Annotated in this window: 12 protein-coding genes; all 12 read right to left on the bottom strand. The window is 47.4% G+C overall.

Translation table 11 applies throughout. From position 1 onward, the window contains the following. Positions 1–31 precede the first annotated feature (31 nt). Positions 32–931 (bottom strand): sugar phosphate isomerase/epimerase family protein, encoded by a 900-nt coding sequence (locus GWR21_RS24485; protein WP_162334253.1) that lies wholly within the window; start codon positions 929–931, stop codon positions 32–34. Continuing rightward, positions 922–4,638: a family 78 glycoside hydrolase catalytic domain gene (locus GWR21_RS24480; protein ID WP_238429988.1), complete on the bottom strand. Its 3,717-nt coding sequence runs from the start codon at positions 4,636–4,638 to the stop codon at positions 922–924. The genes GWR21_RS24485 and GWR21_RS24480 overlap by 10 nt, the downstream gene beginning before the upstream one ends. A gap of 38 nt (positions 4,639–4,676) precedes the next feature. After that, on the bottom strand, positions 4,677–6,509 hold the full coding sequence (locus tag GWR21_RS24475) for an exo-alpha-sialidase (RefSeq protein WP_238429986.1): 1,833 nt from the start codon (positions 6,507–6,509) through the stop codon (positions 4,677–4,679). Between the two features lie 5 nt (positions 6,510–6,514). Continuing rightward, on the bottom strand, positions 6,515–7,417 hold the full coding sequence (locus tag GWR21_RS24470) for a glycoside hydrolase family 43 protein (protein WP_162334250.1): 903 nt from the start codon (positions 7,415–7,417) through the stop codon (positions 6,515–6,517). Positions 7,418–7,431: 14 nt separating this feature from the next. Further along, a complete protein-coding gene (locus tag GWR21_RS24465; RefSeq protein WP_162334249.1) occupies positions 7,432–8,835 on the bottom strand; it encodes a glycoside hydrolase family 140 protein in 1,404 nt (467 codons plus the stop codon). A gap of 9 nt (positions 8,836–8,844) precedes the next feature. Next, positions 8,845–11,937, bottom strand: a complete 3,093-nt coding sequence (locus GWR21_RS24460; protein WP_162334248.1) for a DUF6298 domain-containing protein — start codon at positions 11,935–11,937, stop codon at positions 8,845–8,847. Then, complete coding sequence (locus tag GWR21_RS24455; RefSeq protein ID WP_162334247.1) at positions 11,930–14,035, bottom strand: DUF3826 domain-containing protein; 2,106 nt, start codon at positions 14,033–14,035, stop codon at positions 11,930–11,932. The genes GWR21_RS24460 and GWR21_RS24455 overlap by 8 nt, the downstream gene beginning before the upstream one ends. Before the next feature lie 61 nt (positions 14,036–14,096). Continuing rightward, complete coding sequence (locus GWR21_RS24450; RefSeq protein WP_162334246.1) at positions 14,097–15,860, bottom strand: RagB/SusD family nutrient uptake outer membrane protein; 1,764 nt, start codon at positions 15,858–15,860, stop codon at positions 14,097–14,099. 11 nt (positions 15,861–15,871) lie between these two features. Continuing rightward, positions 15,872–19,048: a SusC/RagA family TonB-linked outer membrane protein gene (locus GWR21_RS24445; protein WP_162334245.1), complete on the bottom strand. Its 3,177-nt coding sequence runs from the start codon at positions 19,046–19,048 to the stop codon at positions 15,872–15,874. 574 nt (positions 19,049–19,622) lie between these two features. Beyond that, the gene (locus GWR21_RS24440; RefSeq protein ID WP_238429984.1) at positions 19,623–21,311 is read right to left on the bottom strand and encodes a T9SS type A sorting domain-containing protein; all 1,689 of its coding nucleotides are present in this window, start codon (positions 21,309–21,311) and stop codon (positions 19,623–19,625) included. Between the two features lie 143 nt (positions 21,312–21,454). Beyond that, a complete protein-coding gene (locus tag GWR21_RS24435; RefSeq protein WP_162334243.1) occupies positions 21,455–23,311 on the bottom strand; it encodes a beta-N-acetylhexosaminidase in 1,857 nt (618 codons plus the stop codon). 144 nt (positions 23,312–23,455) lie between these two features. Then, entirely contained in the window at positions 23,456–24,490 is a 1,035-nt protein-coding gene (locus GWR21_RS24430; RefSeq protein ID WP_162334242.1) for a terpene synthase family protein, read from the bottom strand. Between the last annotated feature and the right edge of the window lie 69 nt (positions 24,491–24,559).

The raw sequence follows: 24,559 nt of genomic DNA, 5'->3' as shown, positions 1-24,559 counted from the left end.
TGTCTGTATAACAATAAGATAAGGTCAGCTGCTACCGGAATACGGATTTCATATAAGCAGCATTGGCACTGAAATTCCTTTTTACATTACGCGGGTCATTAGCATCACGGGAACGTTCTATCACAAGCCATCCGCTCCACCGCATTTTATCAAGTGTCTTCTTTACTTTCTTCATATTGATGCGGGGATTATTCTGTAGCCACACACCATCCGTATCAGTACAATGGATCTGACAAATACGTTTTGCGCCCAGTGTCTTTAATTCCTGTATCAGATCACGGCCGGCCTGTAATGCATTGGAAAAATTGAAATAGCTTTTGATAGCAGGTGAACCGATCTCGTCCAGGAATTCCGCTTCAGCTGCAGCCGGCAAAGCCGTCTCTATACCGATTATCACACCTGCCTTTTCTGCATGTACTGCAACGGTTTTTAGTCTTTGTATAATAACGGGACGTAACTCCGGACGCTTCACCAGATCGCCTTCTACTCCCAAAGGAAGAAAAGCGATCTTCACTTTCATCTGTACCATGGTCTCTATACAATCCTGCACCATTTTTTCGTATTCAGGTCTTTCGGCGAATGACTGTGCATAAAACCCAGACATCGCAATGGAACTGATGGGAATGTTCAGGTCTCTGGAAGTATCCAGGAATTGCTGCCTGACAGCCGGATCAGACAGTTTACTATCAAACGTCGGGCGGCTACCCAGTCCACCCATATCAAGCTCCAGGCCATCTGCACCAATATCCTTTGTTAACTGAAAAGCGCTTAATTTCTGCCGTTTCAGGATCATCCAGTCACATACGGCAATACGGTAACGGGGCTCTTTTTTACCAGCTGCCAGCAGTATTTCCGGCAGGAACAAACTACCTGCCAGCAGGGTGGCATGTGCAATAAACTGTCGTCTGCTTGTATGCTGTATTATGGCCATTGTTCGTTTTTTACAGGTTTGGTCTCCAGCATACGGGGATCGATCTTTACGTGTCTGATCCGTTGTCTTCTCCAGGTATATACCACATGTATATATCCGTCTGCTGTTTGTATCACTGAAGGATAGGAATACTGGCTTACCGGGGAATCTTCGAGTATCAGTGCGGCAGACCAGTGTATACCATCATCAGAGATCGCGATGTTCAATGGTGTACGTGCACCTTTTGATTTCCCTTTTGGTGTTTTCACGTGGTTATACACAATCAACTGCCGGCCATCCCGGAGGGTTACAGCATCTGTACCAGAGTTATTATTGGGTAACTCAGCAGCTGTTAACGGAGACCAGGTAAGGCCATTATCTTCCGACCAGGATTGCACAACAGCACCTTCTTTACTACGGCAGAGTATCTGCAACTTTCCTTTGCCATGTTTCAGGATGCTGGGTTGAATCGCATTGAAGGTTTTTCCATCGTTGATAGGACCAATCTTCTTCCAGGTTTTGCCATTATCTGTAGTTGCTTCGAAATGTACTTTCCAGCCACTGCCTTCTGTGCTTGACGGGCAAAGCAATGTTCCATTGTCCAGCAGTACGGGCTTATTCTTTACCGGCCCCAGAAAACCTTCCGGCAATGCCTTTGCCGCCGACCAGGATCTTCCGCCATCATGGGAGGTGCTCATCCAGCCTACCCAGGTAGCTACCCGTGTACCAGTTTTATAATATAGCTGTAATTCACCTCCAGGTACCTGGTACAACACAGGATTCCAGCAGGCGACCCGCAGGGTATCTGACATAATACCATTGGCTACTTCAACAGGAGTAGTCCACTTACCGCCTTCCTGCCGGCTCACCCAGATACCCACATCCGGATTTCTTTCCTTTGTACCACCAAACCAGGCAGCGATCAATCCATCAGGAGTCTCTGCGATAGTGGCGGCGTGGCTTTCAGGGAAGGGCGCATCCATGAAAATGTACTCATCTTCGATAATGCCTTTCTTCCATGGCAGTTGCAGATCGGAGGTAAACTCATAATCCCCCGATCCGATCTTAAATACTGCCTTATCTCCTTCCATACGCAGGAAGGTGATGTCTTTATTTGCAGATACAGGGCGGCCACCTTCCTGCACATGACTGACTGCAGGAGCAGGTACATAGATAGTCGCAACAGTGTTCACAGGTATTGTTAATTTCCAGGTGAATGTGTTCACCTCCTTTCGCCAGCTACTGCGTACCATACCGTACATGCTGTGAAAAGACGCACGCACAGCATCCATACCTGGCACCAGTGATGGCTTCATTTCCAATTGACGGAAAGCAGGACCATCGCTCTTAATACCCGCCAGATCTTCATACAACCAAATCAGCAGATCACCCAGTAACATCACATGGTTATGCGAGTTCATGGCCGGATTAGCAGTATTTCCATTCCAAAGTTCCCATATAGTGGTAGCCCCATTTGCTACCATATATCCCCAACCCGGATAGTCTCTGTCAGCCGCTATCAGATAAGCAACATCAGGACGCCCCTGTGCGGTCAGGCCACGCATTAGCCATTGGGTACCCACAACGCCGGTACTGATATGCCCTCCATACTTTAACATAGTGCTGTCTACGATGTGTGCAAACACCTGTTTACGCGCAGCAGCAGGTACCATATCAAATGACAAAGGGAGCAGGTTCGCAGTCACTGTATTATTACCATAGTAGTTCGTGTGGAAGAACCGTTGATTAAAAGCGGCTTTAATAGTATCTGCTGTCGCGCTGAAGGCAGCGGCATCTTTCTGCTCGTGCAGTAATGTGGCAAAGCGGGACATCATCGTCAGATAGCGGTAGTAATAAGCCGTAGACAATAATGCACCTTCGGTCATACGTGAAGAATCTTTGGAATGGATCAGCTGCTTGGATTCAGGAGGTACACACCAGTCGCCGTACTTGTCTTTGGTCATAATACCATCCACCAGATATTTCGTCTTCATATACTCCATCCAGCGTTTCATAGAAGCGTAATGCTTCACTATTGGCTGGAGATCTCCATACTGATGATACAACATCTCTGCAATCATCAGGTATGTACCCGGCCATGTCATATTATCAGAATAGTAATTCCAGTACGCGGGTGCCACGTCAGGAATGGCACCTGCGGCAGTTTGTGCCTGCTCTATATCATCCAGCCACTTGGCATAGAGTTTAGCGTTATCAAACAGGAAGCTCTCTCCGTAGGCACCTGTTGTACGATCTCCCAGCCAGGGCATACGTTCATTTCTCTGCGGACAATCGACCGGCATCCCTTTATAATTACCCAGGATGCCCCAGTACGCGTTTTTATAGATACTGTTGATGGTGGGATCGGATGTTTCGAAAGCGCCCGTATTCGCCAGGTCATCACTAATAACCTGTCCTTCGAGTGCTGCTTTTTCCAGCTTACCCGGATACCCACTGATCTCTGCGTACCGGAAACCATGATATACAAAAGATGGCGACCAGGTCTCTTCCTCTTTTCCGTTTAACGTATAGGTGTCTGTCGCCTTGGCGTCGCGGAGGTTATCCACATATAATGCAGTATCATTTTTCAGGGTTTCCGCAAAACGCAATGTTACCTGCTGACCTTTTTTACCTTTTACTTTTATTTGCAGCCAGCCTACCATATTCTGCCCCATATCCACGATATACACGCCGGGTGCTTTCTCTTTTACCGACAGAGGCGTCAGCCTTTTTACGATACGCATCGGCTCATTCATCTGTGCGCTCAATATTCCCTGCGGAGCAGGTACTACAGCAGCGTGTAACCAGCTATTATCCTTAAACGACCTGTTATTCCATCCGGGCATTTCCTTATTGGCATCGTAATCTTCTCCATCGTATTCATTATTACTACGAATAGGACCATCAGCGGTCAGCTTCCAGCTCCCGTCGCTTATAACAGTTTCTCTTTTACCGTCAGCATATTCCAGTTCCAGCTGGAGCAACAGGCGGGGATACCCGAATGTATTGATCTTATGTGGCTTGTACTGCTGCCGCATGGTGAAATAACGACCGTTACCCAATACAGCACCTATGACGTTTTCGCCCTGCTGTACAGCTGTCGTCACATCATAGGTATTATACCTGACTGATTTACGATAGTCAGTAGGCGACTGTGATAAAACGGCTGATCCGGTACGCTGTCCGTTGACGTACAACTCATACAGTCCTGGACCGGCTATATAAACAGTAGCATGCTTTACCGGTTGCGCTATATTGAAGCTCTTCCGGTAATACCTTGCTGAAAGACGGGAGAATTTAGCGTGCGCACTATCCCAGGCAAAGCTGGTATCAATGCCTATCCACCGGGCTTTCCAGTCTGACGATCGTAGCAGTCCCATGCTCCATTTATTCACATCACTCCAGGCAGAAGCGCCGGCCGTCGTCCATACCCTGACTCTCCAGTAACATCGCTGCCGACTCGGGAGCACTTTTCCCTGATAGGGGATGTGAATACTCGCGCCAGCAGCAACTTTGCCACTATTCCAGAGATCAGCCTGGCCGGCCAGCAGTTTCTCTTGAGTAGATGCCACCTGCACTTCGTAAGCCTGCTGGAGGACATTTCTTCCGTTGGCTATTATTTCCCAGCTGAGACGGGGACGGGAGACATCAATACCTTCAGGATTGAGCAACATCTCGCAACGGAGATGGGATAGTGATACCGGAGCAGCAGCCTGTAAGCACTGCATCCACCCGAGAAAAAATAAAATATAGAGAGAAAACCGCATTATCGTTGGGATGTTTTGAGAGACCTGATATAAAACCTCGCAGTCTGTACTTCCTGTTCGCCTGCTTTTGGCAGGTCATACACCTGATCGGCCGGCGTATCTGCATCCGGGAAATGCCTTGGACCACCGGTACGGAAAACGATCCTTTCCATTTTATCTACAGGCGTGAACAACAGGCTTGTCAGCACATCTTTACCATTGACATTAATTGTATAGAAACGGTTGGTCGTATTAATACTAAGACGCACGTTATAAACACTGTCTGGTATGTATTTCATGAAGTGCTTAAAACGCGCACCTGCTTTTGCCTTAAAAATACTGTCCGCATCAAATACCAGTCTGATACCAGGAATGCCTTTACCATCCTGCAGTTCTATTTGTAAACAACCATGGTCATTCTGTGCAGGCGTCACCGTGAATGCCACATCCAGTTGCTGTGCAGCCGGGAATAAACGTTCTGCTTTCGCATAGTCAAACGGATCTTTATCTTCCAGTATCAGGTGTTGTTCTTTGCTTGCAGTCGTACCCAGTGACACTTTCGCCCAACGGGGACTGTAGGTATTCCACTTATCTAATGCGGTAGTGGCAGGAAGGTCGGGAAATACTTCATTGACGTGAGCAGGCGCTTTGTCTGTCACGGGTACCGGTATCTTTGAGATCCAGATGTCTTCCTTATTCATACTGTAGGTAACCCACAGATTACTATCTGCCGGTATGCCATTACCTTCTTCAATACCTCTTACATATTGCGGACCATAAGACTTGTAGTTTCCCCCATAACGCATCGGTGTGATCTCTCCATTAACGAGCAACAGGTTTTTATAATCAATACCGTCTTCACTGACTGATAGTGCTAATGGCCATCGATATTCAGAGGGATTATAGACAGTAGCAAAGCGGCCATCAGCTGTACGTTGTCCCCATATTTTTGCATTCGAATTTACAAAACCAGGGGCTCTTGCCACAGTACTCCAGGTGCGCCCTTCATCTTTACTCATAGCAGTGAGTGCATTTTTCCACAGACCTACTACCCTACCATCCGGCAAATGATAATAACAGAATGCCTTGTATTGTTTCTGCAACGGTATCAATGGATCATCTCTGTCGGCCTCTTCATTCCATTGCTGCATCATCAGTGGAGTGGCCAGTAGCTCATTACACGCGGCTACAAATGCCTTGTCTTTGCTGGTAGTGTAAAAGGGATAAATAGTGTTACCGGCATTCCACTGCTTATTATATCTGACAAAATAAACAGGACCAAACTTTCCATCGGGCAATATTTCTCTTACCACGCGCCCAATACCGTTACCATCATTTGGATCATCCTTTGCATCCAGACAGATGCCATAGTATCCTACAGCCAGGAGCTTATTACTTTTTGATACGTAGAAGCCCATGCGCTGGTGCATAACCGCCATCAGGTCTTTTGCTACACCGGGATGCCCTTCCTTGGTTGTGCCATCAGGTATCTTATACGGCGGGAATAGCAAAACAGGCATCTCCCATTGATACCCATCATCCGAAGACAACAGTAGTGTTTGTCCCGGAGGAATACTCTCTCCCACTTTATCACTCAGGTATTCTACATAGAAGCGGTTGTTCCAGTAAGCCAGCATCGGCGCGTGGTTATAGGTCCATCCCATACCGTCGCCCTGTTCAGGGTGCTCCCTGTTGGCACGCATGATCTGAATATTATGCACTCCCATTACCGGTCTTAGCTGACCATGATGATAATCTACATTCACCAGTGTATTACCGGTATAGCGAATGCTTTCCTGTGCGGTTACTGTCAATGATGCCAGCAAAAAACATATCGTTGCAGTGATCCTCATAATCGTCATTTGATCTTACCCAATATTTTACGGCGGACTTTAAACACAGTCCCATGTTTATGCCCGGCAGGCACTATTATCTTATCATTACTGTCTTTGAACTTCTGGAAATCTGTAGTTGTAACAGCACCATACCGTTTATTTCCATAGTCATCAAAATAGATGAGCCAGTCCCGGCCTGCTTTAACTACAGAAGGCCCTTCCGTCAGCTTACCTGTAAAAGGAGCGGATGCCTCATTATATGGTCCAAGTGGCTTGTTTGCAAATGCCACTTTCAGGTTTCTTTCATTACGCGTATTATCTTTCAGTACAAGGGTGTATTGCTGCTGACCGGTTTTTACGATCACCGCATCAATAACACTGAAGCCCGGATCAAGGAACAGTTTTGTGGGCGAGAATGTCCTGAAATCTTTTGTAGTGGTGTAATACATCCGGTGATTATTATCCTCCGCCTCAATTCCCTTCTCAAATCGTCCCGGGATGCACGATGCCCAGATAATGATGAACTGGTTTTCCACATCGTCATAAAACAATTCCGGCGCCCATACATTCACGGTGGTGGGTTCATGTTCCATCACTGGTATAAACTGCTGCGGTGTCCAGTGGCGTAAGTCTCTGGAGGCGCTATAACCAAAGCCCTTATCACCTTTCCAGCTGGTCGTCCATACCAGGTGAAAAGTACCATCGGGACCTTTGACAATACTGGGATCACGCATGATCCTGTCCTTTCCCGTCTGCGGATGGAGGAAGCTGCCGGGCAGGCTATCCCATTTATAGCCATCATAGCTATATAGAAAATGTAGCCCATCCCTGCCCGGTTCACGGAAAGAGGAGAACATATATACCTCTTTGCTGCTACGGCAGGCGAAGAGTAAAAGAGCCGTTATATATACAGTGAGTTGTTTCATGTTTCGTAAGACGGCTATTTAACACTGTCCATGACCAGCACCCAGTCATTTCCTTCTTTTTCCTCTCCCGGCGGATCGAACATGATTACACCCTTATTATTGGGATATGTGCCTATCTCTTTTGTTTCACCATTCCTGGGATCGTACCAGGCGGCTTTCACACGACGGCCTGCTATATGCCCCATATTCACAGAAATATTGCTACCTGTATAGGTATAGATAAATGCGTAATCTTTTCCACGTGTAGCCTGTAAATGCTGATAGCCCTGGCCATTTTGGGCCAGGAGTGACTGATCCGGAACACGTGTTGCATAGTCACGGGAGTACATGAGTTTTTGCAGGTATTGCATTTGTCCGGCGCCAGGTGCATGAATAGCCGTTTCCCAGTATTCACGTACACCATATACACCCCGTCCGTCGCCATGCTTATGCATCTGCATCACTGCATTATGTCCATAGGTATAACCACAGGCACCAGCGAATACTGACCAGTAACCGTAGCGGCGTACATCACTGTCTTTCCAGAACGGCTCGATACTATCATGTAAGCCCTGTGGAATGCCTTCATAGGAAGGTTCTCCGTCGATGACAGGTTTTACCGGCTTTCTGTTATAGTCTGTATTAACATATTTCCAGTTGTCTTCTCCATAGTGTTTTTCACCGGCAGTAGTATCCTGGTTATAACGTCTGTGCCCGGACTGGAACATGTTAAAGGCCAGCCAGGAACTGTCATGAAACCAGTCGGACGACTGTGTACGTCCGCGTGGATGGAAGGTGACCAAATGTCCGGGATCTTTACTGTGCAGTGTATTGCCTATTGCTTTCCATATGTGCATTGAATCACTGCCTTTAATATCGCCTCCGTTCATCCAGATGATATTAGGGAAATGCTTATAGCGGTCAGCCAGAAAAGAGGCATAGGTGACGGCATCCTTCTCTGTTACCAGCCCCGCCTTCACCGGACTACCCCATACGGGTACCAATGCCATATACAGTCCCTTTTCAGCAGCTTTGGATACTACAAAATCCACATGATCCCAGTAATCGTACTGGTTAGCATCAGCAGACTGGCTACCGGATGTTGTCAACGGTTTGCCTACGTTCTTACCAATCAATGCAGAATCCCCATAAATATTAGCAGCAGTTACACCAGGCAATACCATTACCTGTATGACGTTGAAACCTTTTTGCTTTCTGTCGTTGAGATATTGTTCGGTCTCTTCACGTGTAAGACGGGTAAAAAGCAGCCAGCCGGTATCACCGAGCCAGAAGAAAGGCTGGCCATCACTGGTCTGAAAATATCTTCCATTAGCAGAGACCTTTAGTGGCGATAATGTTTGCTGCTGCGCATGGGTTATTCCTGAGAAACAAAGCAGCATACAGAACGATAGCATCGCAATACAATTCCTGTTCAGCATAGTATATCCTTATTTGCGTACGAGCCAGAGTACCAGTGCTCCTGATTGAGGAGCCTTTATCGCATGCCCGGTACCGGCTTTAATATTTTTCTTACTCACCAGTGTCTTACCATTTGCGGCATCAACCCATACTGCATTAAAAGCCGTTGTGATGCCGGGAATGTCTATAGTGGCAGCGCCACCTGTATAAATGATATAGTCTCCGTGGTCGTTGGTAAGTGCCCATAATCCCGGTATGTCTGCCGGGTGCATGCCAGCAGCGGCAGACAGAAAACCGGGATCAGCTATGGATGGAATACTGGCAAGAGAACCTCCTGCCATGAATACAGCCCAGCCGTATTTATCGTAACTATCGGCAGAATACATCACCGCTTTACCAGGGTATTTATCCCGGTACTCACGTACTGCGCGATACACTTCTTTCTCATTGCTACGTTTCGGTTTCAGCAAACGGGCATGCTGACGAGGGGCCAGATGCAGGCCTCCCTGCGGAGCATAAGCTGTTCCATTTTCCTGATAGTGCCAGTAACGGATATCAATCAGGTCTATTACCCCTGCACGCTGTGCGTCCTGCAGTAAAGCATCCTGCACATCTTTGGTGGTGCTGAGCCCTATTACAGGATGTTGTTGTTTTTCTTTCTCCCAGTTGCTGATCACGTCTGTCCAGAAATCCACGAAATGCAAGGGTCCTGTAAACTCTGCACCAATCAGCTGAATGACATTATGATTATTACTGAAGTTGTCCAGGCACTGACGGATATATGCGCGATGCAGTTGATTTCTGATGGTATTAGTTGTATCATAGAACTGCTCCGACATAAAGATGCGTTTGCCACCTGCGTAGGGAGGCGGTTCCGGGAAACCGGTATTATTCACATTATTAGCTGGTCTCCATGGAAAATCAGCGTAATGTGCCCCTGCCTCAATGATATTGTGCTGGAAGTACTGCTGATGTATCAGCACCTGTCCCTGCCGGTCAGCATGATCAGCAAATTGCTGTAGCCGCCACCAGTACCAGCGGTTGTATTTTGTAAGATCGTATTTGCTCAATCCATCCCAGGCAATACCCTGACCGCTACGGGCAAAGGGCTGCTCATAAAAAGGAGGCCATACATCGCCATCCATTCGTAATACACGTTCATGATCATCCCGGCGCCTTTCATACCATAGCCCATAGTTATGATCAATGGCTACGATGTGTTTGCGACTCATCCAGGCAGATACGGAATCAAGATCATCGGTCAGACCTGTACCTGTCCTTCCTGGTACATACCGGGTGATATGCGGCGAAGCTTCCTGCACACCATCAGGTCTGATATTACCTCTCCACCAGGAGACATCCCTTCTTTCACCGGTCATTACGCTACCATTATTCACCAGCCAGCCATTCACAATCTTCATTCCTGCTACGGGCGATAACTGCGCAGGCTTTATTACATGCTGTATGCGGGCACCGTCGGCGCTACCGGCAACAGGCGTACGCTGTGCGGCCCTTTTAATCCATTCCTGTAAGGTGGTGGCGGGGTGTACAGCCTGTCGGGAGAGTTCCGCAGCAACAGCAGCTGTGGGACTACTGGAAGCGTCTCCGGGTGCTGGTAAGAGGTAGGCACGTTCAGTAACTTTATCGCCCAACCTTGCAGCCAGTTGTGCGTAATAAAGACTACGTGGCTGGATATATTCGTTCGAGGCAAACCATTCTCCATCGCCGGAGAACTGTGCCCAGGCACCAAATGCCCAGTTACTTGCCCCGGGTGGACGATAACAGTCTATTCTTGCAGCGGCACATTGCCAGAGGACGCTATTAGCGGCAGTCCATCCTGCACCTTGTCCATCCTGACCACGGTTGGGAAAACCGAGTGCCTGCCCATTGACAACTACGTTATCCAGGAGTAGTCCGGAAGCCCAGCTGTCAATCGCCCCACTGTAACTGTACGGCATATCAGACATACACTGTACAAAAGCATTAGGGCCTGCTGCGCAAAAGCCGGCGGCAAAATCATGATAACCATATTGTGCGTAGTTACGCTGGAATAGCGTCTGTTGTCCGGAAGTAAAAAATGTATACCGGCGCTGTCCCCCTGTTTCTGATACCGGAGACGTAGATATACAGTCTTCCACTGTGACGCGGCGGGCTGTTTCCAGTACCGCTACTGCAGAACCGGCAAAGTGTTCAAAATTCACCTGTCTCACCCATGCATCCATCGTATTCTCAATAGCAATAGCCGTCCAGCAGTGATCTTCATCTTTAGGATTGGCTACATCATACATAGAACGACAACGCAGATTTTCTACTCCTGCCTGTGCGATGCGTCCCGGGCATTTATACACAGCAATGGTAGCAGTACCATCAACTGTATCCAATGCGTTTGTTAGAGGAACATCCAGGGTGATGGTGTTCCCTTCTGCCTGACTGATCTTACGTGACCAGTGTATCTCTCTGTCTCCCGGTTTCCAGCCAAGCGCTGTAATGCCACCTCCGAAATGGGCCGTACCCAGTTGTTGTATCCAGGACAGTGTACAGGGGCGAACGATTTCTACATCGTCCCCCTCCCTGAATCCTGTTCCTGCCGGCACATGTAACACCGTACTATTCACAGGCACATATGCATCTGTGATCTTAACAGCCGGAGACAACTGTTTGTCATTACGACCATTCACGTGAATGAGTGTCGCACGACTATATCCTGTGGCCAATAGTACCGTACTATCGCCACTTCCTCTCAGCACTACACCCGAGGTATTGATCCGCAGACTACCACTGATTTCAAAAGTGCCCTTATCCAGCAATACGGCACCACGTAGACCATCCTTTAATGGCAGCGAGGCCACATGATCGAGTGCAGCCTGTATAGTAGCCGTAGCGTCCCCTTGCATAGCCAATACCCTGACCCGCACGGGGGCCAGGGGTAATGTCTTTTCGCCGGCCATATACCCACACCAGGAAAAATCGGGAACACGGTTTCCTTTTTCATCCGGCTGGTACACCAGCTGACCTCTCTCCCATGATACAGGGGGCAAAGGTGCTTTCGGCTTCTTTGCCTGCGCGCCTGCCAGCAAAGGCAGGCTGCAAGCGATCCATATTGTTAATAGTCTTTTACCCATTCCTGCGTTTCTTCCATTCGGCTTCCGCCTTTTTCATATCAATGCCTGCTGCTGACAGGTAATTGTTTATACGACCTTTATACTTACCGAACCAGGCATGTTTCTGCTCTGATGTTCCGGCATCCATTGCTTTCTCACGTGCTTCTTCCAGCCACACCATGATCTGCTGTTGCTGCTGTTTATTCAGCTGTGGCAGCATATCGAGATAGGCATTGTAAGTGATCTGCAGAATACCATAGGTCATGCCGTCCTTTACACGGGTCACCTGCTCTGTTGACAATACAGATGACAGGTTGGAGAGATAACGGTCATGCAGCTGACGTACCTTCACGGTATCTTTTTTTTCATCGAGGTCATGCAGATCAACATATTGTTGTGCGATCATATCCTGCACTTTCAATGACTTACCGGCATCATGGATATCCAGCGTAGATACAATTTTAGCGGCTCTCTCGGTAACGATCATCTGGTAACTCTTCTTATCGCCCCTGATATCGTTCAGGAAATCTTCAATATTTGTGTAACCATCTCCGTTACTATCAGCGATAGCATCACCCGCATCTTTCGGGTTCATCTTGTGACGTGTTTCCCACTCATCAGGAATACCATCACCATCGCTGTCTTTGTAAGGTTTGCCCTTATATTCCGGATAACCACCTACCTGCGCGATATCATAAATGATACCCTGTTTGTAGGAGTCTTCTCCCAAACGGCGTTTGATGTACTCACTCCCCACTTTTGAGGCCATATTATCTTTATACTGGATCTTGCCTGTTCTTACCTGTTCTACAACCCTGGCATCCACCGCATCGCGTACAGGCAGTGTAGCACCGGCATTATCCAGCACGTACTGATAAGCATCTTTTGCGGACATTACCATCATGCGCGGCATTGGCAGCGGACTGTTTACACGCATGTCTTTTTCATATTCGCCGGCGTTGTCCATATCTTCGATCTGTACACCACCGTCCCAGTTGTCAGCAGTCACTTTAGGGTAGCCTTCCATGATATTGCCATTTACATAAGCACGGCCAAACTCACGGTATTTCAGTTTACTACGACCCGATTCAGGTTTGAGTATTCTATGTCCAACCGGATCATCTGTCGGTGTGATAGGACCTGGTTTGAAATAGTTATTTACAATATTGAACTGTGAGCGATAATCACCTCCATCTACGGTACGGTGCTTCCAGTTGAACACGACATTATTCACAAAGTTGAATATGCTGAACCATCCGATAGACGGATTACGACCAGCGTTACATGCCCACAGGTTACGCATAAAGGAGCAGTTCTCGCCTCCCAGTGTACTACCAAAAGCATGATTATAGGTATCCAGCGCTTCTGATGAAATTGTATTCTGAATGGTGATATTTACAGTAGGCAGTTTCTCGTCTGCATAGCCAGTTCCAGGGTTGTACATGTGACGGTAAAGAGAGATATTCTCATCCAATCCCCAGCTGGTAGAGCAGTGATCGATAATGATATTACCGATAGGATTACCTCCCAATGCATCATCCCGGCGACCTACATTCGTTTCACCACGGCGGAAACGCATGTAGCGGATCACCACGTCATGAGTATTGATCCAGAAAGATTCTCCGGCTACACAGACACCATCGCCCGGAGCCGTCTGCCCGGCAATGGTGATGTAAGGCGCCATCAGAATGATAGGCGTTTTCAGATGAATAATACCAGCTACGTTGAACAGGATCGTACGGGCACCACCTGCTTCACAAGCCTCACGTAAAGTACCCGGACCGCTGTCGGCCAGACTGGTCACTACATAGATCTTTCCGCCTCTTCCACCGAAGGTGTAGGCACCACCACCTTCCGCACCAGGAAAGGCAGGTATCTGTGCCTGTGGCAGATCGGTAGGTCTGGAGGCAAATGGAATGTACGGTTTTCCCTGACGGGCCTGTTCCTTCACGATAGGCAATGCTTTTTCCCATGCCTCATCTGAATGTTTTTTAGCTTCATCCAACAACGAATCACTGACATGCTGTACAGCCTTTGGTATGGTCGGATACTGGGCAAATGCTCCCTGCGCGGCCCCCAGTGTGGCAATCAGCAATGTTCCGGCGAGATAATGTTTCATACGAGTAGTTTAATGGTCTATGAACTTCAACAGCCCAGAGATGATGTATTATTGATGATCTTTAATCTAACGGATTGAAAGTGCCATTTCCCCAGCCTATTGTCTGTACCAGACTCGGGTTTCTCGTGATATTACTGGTAGGAATGGCGTAAAAATAATAAGTGGACGGATAGTTGATTGGCTTCTGTGTATCCAACACATCTTCCGTCACCGTAAAATACGTAGTATAATCTGCTCCGTTAATATCGAGTTTATCACGTAATGGTATGCCCGTCGCGTCCGTCTTTTCCAGATCGGCCACTGTATAAGGCGCTTTAACAGCGATTTTCAGAATAGTGCGTTTCTTTCCATTCAGCCTGTCAAACAGCTTATTACGGCGCAGGTCGTCATAACGTTTCCCTTCAAATGCCAGTTCTATACGACGTTCATTCATGATCGCCTCAAACATTTCCTCTTTGGACATGCCTGGCTTCAGGCCGTATAGGCTTCCTTCGCCCGGGCGAATACCTGCCCTCTTACGGATAGCGGTCAGCATATCATATGCTTCCTGGGTACGACCCGTAGCATTGGCACACTCTGCCAGGTTCAGCATCACTTCTGCAAAACGCATTTCGATCCAGTCTGTTTTACCAAGTTTGGTATTATCCTTAATAATGGATGGGTTCACATTTTTACGACAGTAGAATCCGGTGGTATTAGGCTTACTCTTATCGTCGGTCACTCCGGCATATATCCATTGTTTACGGCCCGATTTATTACTAAGTGGCCAGATAGCACCATTATAGGCGATAGTAGCATCAAAACGCGGATCACGGTTCTTCCAGTAATATACAGGGTCGTATCCTGAATTAGGATCGGTGATCGGCAGGCCATCAATAGTAGGGAAAGCTTTCACGAAATCCCAGGTAGGCTGGTAAGCACCGCCACCACCATTAGACTCTGAATTCGGACGGGCAGCGTCATCAAAGGTGCTGGCTTTTGTTGCACCATCAAAAGAACGCAGCATGATCACTTCTTTATTGCCTGTAGCCTCTTCAAACCAGATATTGGCAAAGTTGGAGAACAGTCCATACCCATCAAGCACCAGTGTATCATAAGCCGCTTTATTAGCTTTATAAGCCCTTTCCCAGCGTTGCTGATCATTGTCAGGGTTAAACTGCGGGCTTGCCCAATATAACAGCATACGGCCTTTTACACCCAATGCAGCCCCACGGGTGATACGTCCTCTGTCTGAACTGCCCCATGTAGCAGGTAACGAAGTAGCCATATCAAAATCACGGGCAATAGAATCGATACATTCGGACGTTTTATTCCTGGTAACGAACAGGTTCTCGGTTACCCAGTCCTGCGGATGACTGATATAAGGCACCCCACCGTACAGTTTTACCAGCTGGAAATACATCCAGCCTCTCAGAAAGTAAGCCTGTGCTTTTAGCCGGGTTTTAACATCCTGCGGTAATGTACCTTTTTCTATTTCAGTCAGCAGGATATTGGTTTTGCGGATGTACGCCCATACGTTGTTGGAAGCGTTACCTCCAAAAAAGTCATTGACATTATCCACAGAAAGCGTACCATACCAGATCTTCTGATCACCGCCATTATAGTCATCAGATACATCATGAATAGCAGTTGGCAGGGTGGCTGCTCCGGAGAGATTGGGCCAGGTAGGCATGGCCAGGTCATATATCCTGTTGAGATAAAGTGTCGCAGTTGACTCATGATCCCAGGTACGTTCGTCGATACCCGTCAGGTCCGTCTTGTCGAGAATACTTGAACAGGCGGTAAGACTGGCGGTAAGTAATATATAGCTGAATATTTTTCGCATGGCATAATAATTTAGAGACTCACATTCAAACCAAAGGTATAGGTACGCAGGGCCGGATAATCAACCGCCAGATTCGTAGCCGGATCTTTATAAGGTTGATTATTGATAATAGACCAGAGATTCGTACCTGTTACAAACACTCTGAAATCAGGTATTTTCCAGCGGGAAGAAAGTGACTGTGGAAGTCCGTAGGACAACATCATATTGTTCACACGCATGGTAGTCGCACTGACCATCCAGACGTCAGATACTTCCTTGATAAGCGGTGCATTGATCAGTGGATATCTGGCGTTCGGATTCTCCGGAGACCAGGAGTCTTTCCAGATCGCTAATGCACGCTGATTCTCAGTAGCCGGCGTTCTTGCTGTCTTGTCATATACTGTATGGCCACCTACTACCAGTGACATGTTAACACTGAACTTCAAGGTCTTCCAGGAAGCACCCAGGTTAAAGCCTACCCCAAACAGGCTGCTGCCTCTTGGCGCGATACGGGTTTTGTCATTTGCATCTATTCTGCCATCACCATTGATATCTTCATAGTTCATGAATCCGGGAATAGGTTTTTCACCATCGATGGTCCAGTCGGGATTTTTGGTCAGCAGTGCATCCACATCGGCCTGTGTACGGAGCATACCGGTAGCGCGGTAACCTTCCAGTCCGTTATCCGTACGACGGCCTATCGGATTTCTCCAGGCAGTATCACCGGCACCATAATACTTGCGGATCACCTTATTATCGCTGATGCCGAAGTTGACAGTGGTATAATATTTAAAATCCTTACCGACAGTACCATTGTAAGTCAATCCTGCTTCAATACCGTATGTTTTCAGGCGGCCATAATTCTGATCGGCAATACCACCACCAAAGCTGGTAGGTACTGTACTGGTCGGCTGCATCAGCATATCGTAGTTGTAACGGTGATACAGATCGATCGCAAAGTCGAAGCGGCGGTCGAAGAAACTTCCGTCAAAACCCAGGTTCTTATACAGGGCTTTTTCCCAGGTAATGGAACTATTAGGAATATCATTGTTATTCAGACCGCTGGTCATGGTATTGCCAAACAGCATACCGGTGGTCTGCGTGTAACGTTCCTTATACTGGAAGTTCTTCACGGCATCGTTACCTGTAAGGCCTACCTGGAAACGGATCTTCAGGTCGTTCATGAACTTCACATGGTCCCGGAAGAATTTCTCCTGTGATACTTTCCAGCCCACAGCCACAGAAGGGAAGTACCCCCACCTGGACTGCTTAGGGAAATTAGGAGAAGCATCAGCACGGAAAGTTGCCTCCAGCAGGTACTTTTCCATAAACGCATAGTTCAGGCGGCTCACGTAACTCATTCTGCCTGTCTCACCGGAAGAGCCGGAATTATCATAGAAGCTCTTGTCCATACTGAATGCGAACAGTTCATCGATACCAGGTATCACTACCTGCTCGCGACGGGTATCAAATGCATCAGAGGTACCTTCGCTCTGTTCAGCTACGAGGGTTAGTCCGACATCATGTTTGCCAAAAGTGCGTGCATAAGTGATCACTTCATTCAGCTGATAGTTGGAAGAACCGCCATATGATTCCGTCATCAGGTTACCGTTTTTAACAAGCGTAGACGGATTGGTAGCAGTCAGCTGATTAGTAAAGATGACATTCTGTGTACTTTCATGTGCACCCTCCCTTACGAAGTTGTAGAGGGAGTATGGCACATAAAATTCCTTACCGAAGTTAGTCCTGGCACTACGGGCATATTGCACCCGGAAGGACAATCCTTCTACAGCAGGCATTTTATATTCAAGGGAGGCATTGATCGTCTGGCCCTGTGTGCGGCTACGGCTGTAGCTACCACTCTTCACCAGTTCTCCCGGATGCCATCCTGGCACAGAAGAGAATACCGGACGACCATCAATATACATGGGCACCCATCCCGGTGTCAGTAAAAGGGCGCTCACAGTTGCGCTCATCTGGTCGGACTGTTCAGTCAGCCCTGACTGTACGGTTTTAGGAGTCGGTCTGTTAATCTTTGAGTTGTCAGTAGCGAAGGAGATGGTAGCGGTCAGGTTATCCGTGATCCTGGTATTTAAGCCCATACGCAGACCATATTTCGTAATATTCAGATCGCCTACGTTCCCATCTTCAGAATAATAGTTACCACCTGCGAAGAAGGTGATCCTGTCTGTACCACCGCTGACATTAATCGTATGACGGCTCAGATGAGAGCTTTTCCACACGTCATCTATCCAGTTGTTATTATGCGTTTTCAGGTACGCCAGTTCATCCGCTGTATAGAACTTTTTTGTATTGACATCTGCCAGGGCGGTATACTTATTATTCAGCAGCACAGCGTGATCATAGGCACTCAGCATTTCCGGAATGTAGGTTGCGGAAGATATGCCGTGTGAACCGGCGTAACTGATACGCGGCTTTCCCGGGCGACCTGTTTTGGTCTTTACCAGTACGACACCATTCGCACCACGTGCACCATAGATAGAGGCAGCTGCATCCTTCAGGAAAGTGATACTTTCAATCTGCGTTGCATCCAGGTTATCAAAGTCCTGTTTGGTGAGCTGAAAACCGTCAATTACATACAGCGGGTCGGTAGAAGAACCAGTAGCGGCCCAGGTCACCGGATTACGGATCGTGAGACTGGTAGAGGAACCCGGGCGACCGGAGGATTGCGCCACGGATACACCGGGTACTTTATTCTGCAGGGCAGTAGCTAGATTTGCTACCGGCAGGTCCTCAATTTCACTGGCATTTACTGCTGCCACGGCACCTAATACATTTGCACGTTTCTGGGACCCATATCCGATGATCACGGTTTCCCCCAATGCTCTCACATCTTTGGTCAGATAAACATTAATACTTTGTTGCTTATTCACAGGGATCTCCTGTGTTGCATACCCGATAAGGGATACGACGATGGTAGAATTTTCGTGTACTTTCAGGGTATAGGAGCCGTCAACACCGGTCGTAGTACCTTTATTGCCGACTTTTACGCGTACAACAACGCCTGGAAGGCCAGTACGTTCTTCTGTCCCTAACACTTTCCCTTTGAGGATAATTTCTTTCGCCTGTGCAACGGCTGGCGGTGTCGCTGTCGTATTGTTAACAGCCAGTTGCTGTGCGGAAGCTGCCATTTGCAATAACAACGCTCCGGGCAGTAGCAGTTTTTTGTGGAATGAAAAGTCTTTCATCAGCTGATGTTTTTGCTGAAACACAGCATGCATTAGGCGGTTGGCATAACGAAGTGCTGCTTTTAATAGTGGAATTACTTAATAACTAATAGTGGTACCCTTTTTAATTAGGGAAACGGTACTGAATTAACCGCTGGCAAAAAGTATGCTGTGCGATCAGATGGTGGAATACATAAATTTTCATACCTAAGGAATTTTTAGCTTATCTACATAACCTTCACCGAAGCATCTTGACAATATGTACTGGACCAGTCTTTGAGCTACAGCCCCCCTTCACAATCATGGAATCGTTGATAACTATTTGTCTACAGTGTCTTTATGACACTAATTTCCGACAAGCTACAGAATTATTTAATGATGTTTGTTTTTATTTACGCAATCGTTGCCGGAAACCCTGGGCCAGGATCTGAGGAGGAAACGGGGTGCGTTCCCCGCAGACGTGCGCCAGCCAAAATCCAATACCATGGCTGACTACGTATCAAATGAACTATACCAGCATATAAATAATAACGACAATATTAATATAGGAAACGTTACAACAACAGTACGTTTGACGCTTAAAAAAGGGTATCTTCTAATGCACCACCATTACATTCGTATAAAAACTATAATTCCTGGAGCGGATCGTCAAAATATATGCACCAGAAGGAATGTTACTCACATCCATCGTCAGTGTCTTACTATCCATCATCAGCTCTTTCTCATACACCACCACTCCCCGGTAACTCGCCATGGTGATCTTAGCCTTATCATTCACTGTCCCTGTGAACTGAAGCCGCATGATACCAGTCGCCGGATTAGGATATACCTTCTCAAAATAGCCACCGAAAAGAGCCTGTACGGCTAGCTGGGTGGATGCGAGACTGGGATTACCTGCTGCATCATGTGCGGCACCAGCAGCAAGTTCCAGGGTAACAGGACCATCATACATCGGACTCACCAGCACTGTCATAACGTTGTTACTGATACTATTCAAATCAGTAATAACTGCATTTGAAACGCGCAGATAACTCAGATCAAAATCCGCGATCGGCTCACTAAAACTGATATATACCAGGAATGGCTTTCTAAATGGTGACATCTCCAGCGTATTGAGTGTCACTAAAGGCGCCTTCTTATCAATGTATACATTACTGTTATCGGTACTGGCTGTGATCGTATCACCGGTATTACCATGGAGGTCCCTGAATGTGATCATAAACGGAACAAGACCATCTGCGTCGGCAGCAGTAACAGTGTATCGTGCCACATATTCCTTCACACCGATCGCTGTTACAGGAGCGGCCGTGCCGGCAATAGTAATTTCCGGCGGATAAATAGCATCGTCCACGGAAAAATATACTGTGATCACATCGCCGATAGCAGCAGTATTGCTGTTGCGGTTATTAGACAGAATAGCTACCGACATCGCGCCCGGCACCGTCACATCGGTTACCACCGGTATAGCAATGCTCAGCGGGCTGACATTTTTCGCCACATCGGTAGCAGTGGCAGTAAGATTATGATTGCCATCTGCAATGGACCCTGCCGTAAAAACAGAGGACCAGCTGCCTGTTTCATCGGCAGTGGCTTCCGTCAGCTCATTACCGTCAATATATACTTTCACCAGCGAGTGCGGTTCCGCAGTACCACCTACTACCATATCTGCCTTTGTAAATACAGCATTACGGGACGGTATTGTGATCACCGGCGCCGCTGGCGCATTTCCATCAATGACGATTACACGCTGTGCGCTAAGAGACCCCGGACCACCAGGTGCGGGTAATGTCAGCAGGGCCCGTGGCCCACGGGTACCACGTATACCGGCACCATTGGACTGTAGTGCATCTATGGATGCATAATCCAGTATAGTAGCAGTATCGCCTTTACTGACAGTGTAGGTAAATGTAAGTATCTGTGTGCTGTCACCGGAAGTATATAACGCAGCTGCAGGCTGCCCATTCATTTTCAACTGCAGTGTGGGTGTACTGCCGTTCACGTAAACGATCTGATCAAAAGTTACGTCAAATACGATCGTACTACCAATGCCATAAATGCCATCTGTGGCAGTAGTCGTAATAGCCATCACTACAGGAATACTGTCTGCATCCGGTGTCTGATTAAAAACACCGTCTCCGTTCTTCCACAGTGTACCCAGGTATAGAGAACGCTCTGAGTTTTCTGTAGCACCGTTATTCTGTGCATGAATAAAAATCGAACAGACCAGACAATAAAAAAGAGTGAGAGCCACTGAGGGAAGTGATCTCTGAAATGGTATAGTCATCAGGTTTTCCGGATAGTTAGTTACACTATCAAAGTAATGAATAGTTTTCTGAAAAAAGAATAAATTTGTTATATATGTAATACAGTAAAGGGCTGCCTGATATACCAGACAGCCCTTTACTGTATTACATTACTGGCTATTAATCAGTTATCTTTCATTCGTTTCAACAGGTCTTCTTTACTCACCGTAAACTGTTCTCCTGCCGGTTTCCCGTTTTTATAAGTAACAATACTTATGTTAGCAGCACCCGTTGGAAATACCAGCGGTTGTCCTGTATATCGCGGATACATATTATCCGGATCCGAATTATCAAATGTGTAGTAGATATCCAGTCCGCTGATCTCTGTAGATAGCTGTACCGCTAACTGTCCACTATTGTCTTTCACTGGTTTTACAACTGCATTCCATGCACTCCGGGAGTATTTCACATGTGCCGTATCCAGTCTCACAAAGTGTGCTTCCATCTTCGCAACAAAACTATCCCAGTTACGTTTGGACTTCGGACTCCAGTAGACTTCTGACAATGCTAATGCCCGGGGCCATGTCATATACTGAATATGCCGGTAGTTAGCGATAGATTCTGTCCAGAGATTTCCCTGTCCTCCAAGAATATACTTTTCCTCTACACCATCCGGTACCGGATCATACTGATATGCGTCACTTAATCTGCACATACCATATGTAGGCGGTTCAGCAGCAGGATCTCCCTGATAGAGGTCGAGATAACAATATTCCCAGGGACTCATCACCACATGATGATTCATTTTTGCCGCTTCAATTCCGCCCTTCATGCCCCTCCAGCTCATCACCGTGGCTTCCGGAGCCAACCCTCCTTCCAGTATCTCATCCCAGCCGATCAGCTTTTTACCCTTACGCTGCAGTAGTTTTTCCATACGTTTTACGAAATAGCTCTGGAGTTCATCCACATTTTTCAGCTGCTCCTGCGCCATTCTTTTCCTGCATCTCGGGCATTTATCCCAGAAGCCTTTGTAGGCTTCATCTCCTCCCACATGAATGTAGTTGAACGGGAACAGTGCCGCTATTTCCGTAAATACTTTATCCAGCACCTCGTATACTGCCTCATTCCCGATACAGAGTGCATTATCATCTTTTTTGTAAAAAGGACTACCCGGATTGACAGCATACTGCAATTGTGTGCATGACAGATCAGGATAGGCCGCGATCATCGCCAGACTATGCGCGGGTACATCTATCTCAGGCAGAATGGTGATATAGCGGGACTGAGCGTAGGCTATCACTTCTCTGATCTCTTCCTGCGTATAGTATCCACCATCCCCGGCAGGTTCTCCTGGTTGCGGTGACGTGAAAGTCCCCCATCTGCCTGTTCGTGCTACACGCCAGGCCCCTGTTTTGGTGAGTTCTGGTAAACTCTTTATTTCAATACGCCAGCCATTATCGTCACTGAGATGCCAATGGAAAATATTGTATTTATACTTGGCCATTTCATCGATGTAACGCTTTACTTCCTCCTTTGTATAGAAATGACGACTTACATCCAGCATCAGGCCTCTCCAGCCAAACCGCGGATAATCTGTAATACTGACGCAGGGAACGGCCCAGGTACGGGTGATGGTCTTACTGCTTTCTATATCCGGAGGCAGTAACTGTAGTAAGGTTTGCAGACCATAAAACGCGCCTGCCGGGCTAGCAGCCGTCAGCAGGATCTCCTTTGGACTCACCACCAGCTGATACCCTTCCTGTTTTTCGCCGTCTTTCAGCTCAATACGGAGCGTTTTGCCGCCCGTTTTTGCTGATGACAGTCTGAACCCCGTGGCTGTCGCTATACGGTCTTTAAACCAGGAAATAGTGCCTGTAAGCTGTTCATCCGCCGAAGGGGCTACCACCACCACACTATTGTCAAGAATAAACTCCCCCGGTTGTTCCTGCACCGTCGCAGGTTCCGGTATAACGTGAATGCGCTGCGCAACTGCCTGCATTAACAGACTGCATAACGCCAGACAAAACAATGCATGCTTCATGACCATTTTTTTTTACCGGCTATAAGATAATAAAATACTTTCCAACCCGTGTATACAAACAGATGAACTGCTAACAGCGACGCCCCGTGATCCGCAAATAACAGGGCGCCTGTCATTTGAATAACTGCCCCCAACGGCACCGGCTCATGCAAATGCATGTTGCTGGTAACGGGAGGTATCCTGCAAACTCCAGTCTATATTCCCTCTTACGATCATCGCCAGGCAAAAGGCATACTTATATACCTCTTCGTCGGTCTTATCATCAAATGAGGGCAGCGAATGAAATATGCGCTCAAACTGTATCATCTCCTGGTTATGTAAACGTACCGTTTCATTGATAGCATCCTCCATCGCCAACTGTTTTTCCTCCTGGATCACCAGCACCAGGTTATGGGTATCTCCCTGCTCCAGCTCCTTTCCAAGCGAGTAAAGGTCATTGGCCCAGCATCCCAGGTGCCCGCAAAGCATGGTAAGTGTCAGCAGCTTTTTATGGTTGATAATATGCTCCGGCAGATGTACCTGCTCCGCCAGTTCTATCAGCGTAGCGGCAATGTGTGCCCCTCCTATGAGCGGACGGGACTCAATGTAGTCGGCAACTGATGGCATACGGTCCGCATTCACATTCTGGTTCTGCCAGTTTACCGCATTGAATAATTTTAGCATATCCTGTACAAAGGTTTGCTGGTAGGTGACTGAAGTACAGGCCTGTACCCTTTGCCATACGTCCGTCAGTGCAGCGAGTATGTTGATATGTTCCTTGGCGACCATCGCCTGCGTGATGCCTCTGTGTACTATATCCTGGCCGGGCATGTACCTGCTATACAGATCTTCCAGTGTATAGACATGCCCCTCTTTGAGGATGCCCAGACTGGCATACAGCAGCTTTTTCAGATTGTCAGGATGTTGTGCTTCTTCATCCTTGTTGTCGAAAATGTCGTCCATCAGAAATAGCAGTACAAGCAGATCATTAGCCAGACAAAGCCGCCCGTACTCCGCCGTCGGGTAAAACCGGGAAGTCATGTAGGCGAACTTAGACTCTCTGTAACCCCGGATCGCTTCATGAAGGTGAAAGCGTTCCACCCATTGCGTAGTATGTGCCTCAACTGCACTCGCATATGGACTGATCTGGGAATTGAACGGACAATACAATGCGGGAATACTGAATGTTGAATACAGCATGACAAAGTGATTTAGAAATGTTAGGAGAAATGATTCTTATCACTTTGAATTTAAAAAAAATCTATGCTG

Source organism: Chitinophaga agri (assembly GCF_010093065.1).
GTDB classification, from domain to species: Bacteria; Bacteroidota; Bacteroidia; order Chitinophagales; family Chitinophagaceae; genus Chitinophaga; species Chitinophaga agri.
Note: the sequence above shows the minus strand (reverse complement) of the source record. Positions and strands in the feature narration are given on the sequence as shown.

What these genes read in the sequence shown, in the direction of transcription:
- GWR21_RS24485 (WP_162334253.1), bottom strand. Translation starts at nt 931, where the DNA reads ATGGCCATAATACAGCATACAAGCAGACGACAGTTTATTGCACATGCC.
- GWR21_RS24480 (WP_238429988.1), bottom strand. Translation starts at nt 4,638, where the DNA reads ATGCAGTGCTTACAGGCTGCTGCTCCGGTATCACTATCCCATCTCCGT.
- GWR21_RS24475 (WP_238429986.1), bottom strand. Translation starts at nt 6,509, where the DNA reads ATGAGGATCACTGCAACGATATGTTTTTTGCTGGCATCATTGACAGTA.
- GWR21_RS24470 (WP_162334250.1), bottom strand. Translation starts at nt 7,417, where the DNA reads ATGAAACAACTCACTGTATATATAACGGCTCTTTTACTCTTCGCCTGC.
- GWR21_RS24465 (WP_162334249.1), bottom strand. Translation starts at nt 8,835, where the DNA reads ATGCTGAACAGGAATTGTATTGCGATGCTATCGTTCTGTATGCTGCTT.
- GWR21_RS24460 (WP_162334248.1), bottom strand. Translation starts at nt 11,937, where the DNA reads ATGGGTAAAAGACTATTAACAATATGGATCGCTTGCAGCCTGCCTTTG.
- GWR21_RS24455 (WP_162334247.1), bottom strand. Translation starts at nt 14,035, where the DNA reads ATGAAACATTATCTCGCCGGAACATTGCTGATTGCCACACTGGGGGCC.
- GWR21_RS24450 (WP_162334246.1), bottom strand. Translation starts at nt 15,860, where the DNA reads ATGCGAAAAATATTCAGCTATATATTACTTACCGCCAGTCTTACCGCC.
- GWR21_RS24445 (WP_162334245.1), bottom strand. Translation starts at nt 19,048, where the DNA reads ATGAAAGACTTTTCATTCCACAAAAAACTGCTACTGCCCGGAGCGTTG.
- GWR21_RS24440 (WP_238429984.1), bottom strand. Translation starts at nt 21,311, where the DNA reads ATGACTATACCATTTCAGAGATCACTTCCCTCAGTGGCTCTCACTCTT.
- GWR21_RS24435 (WP_162334243.1), bottom strand. Translation starts at nt 23,311, where the DNA reads ATGAAGCATGCATTGTTTTGTCTGGCGTTATGCAGTCTGTTAATGCAG.
- GWR21_RS24430 (WP_162334242.1), bottom strand. Translation starts at nt 24,490, where the DNA reads ATGCTGTATTCAACATTCAGTATTCCCGCATTGTATTGTCCGTTCAAT.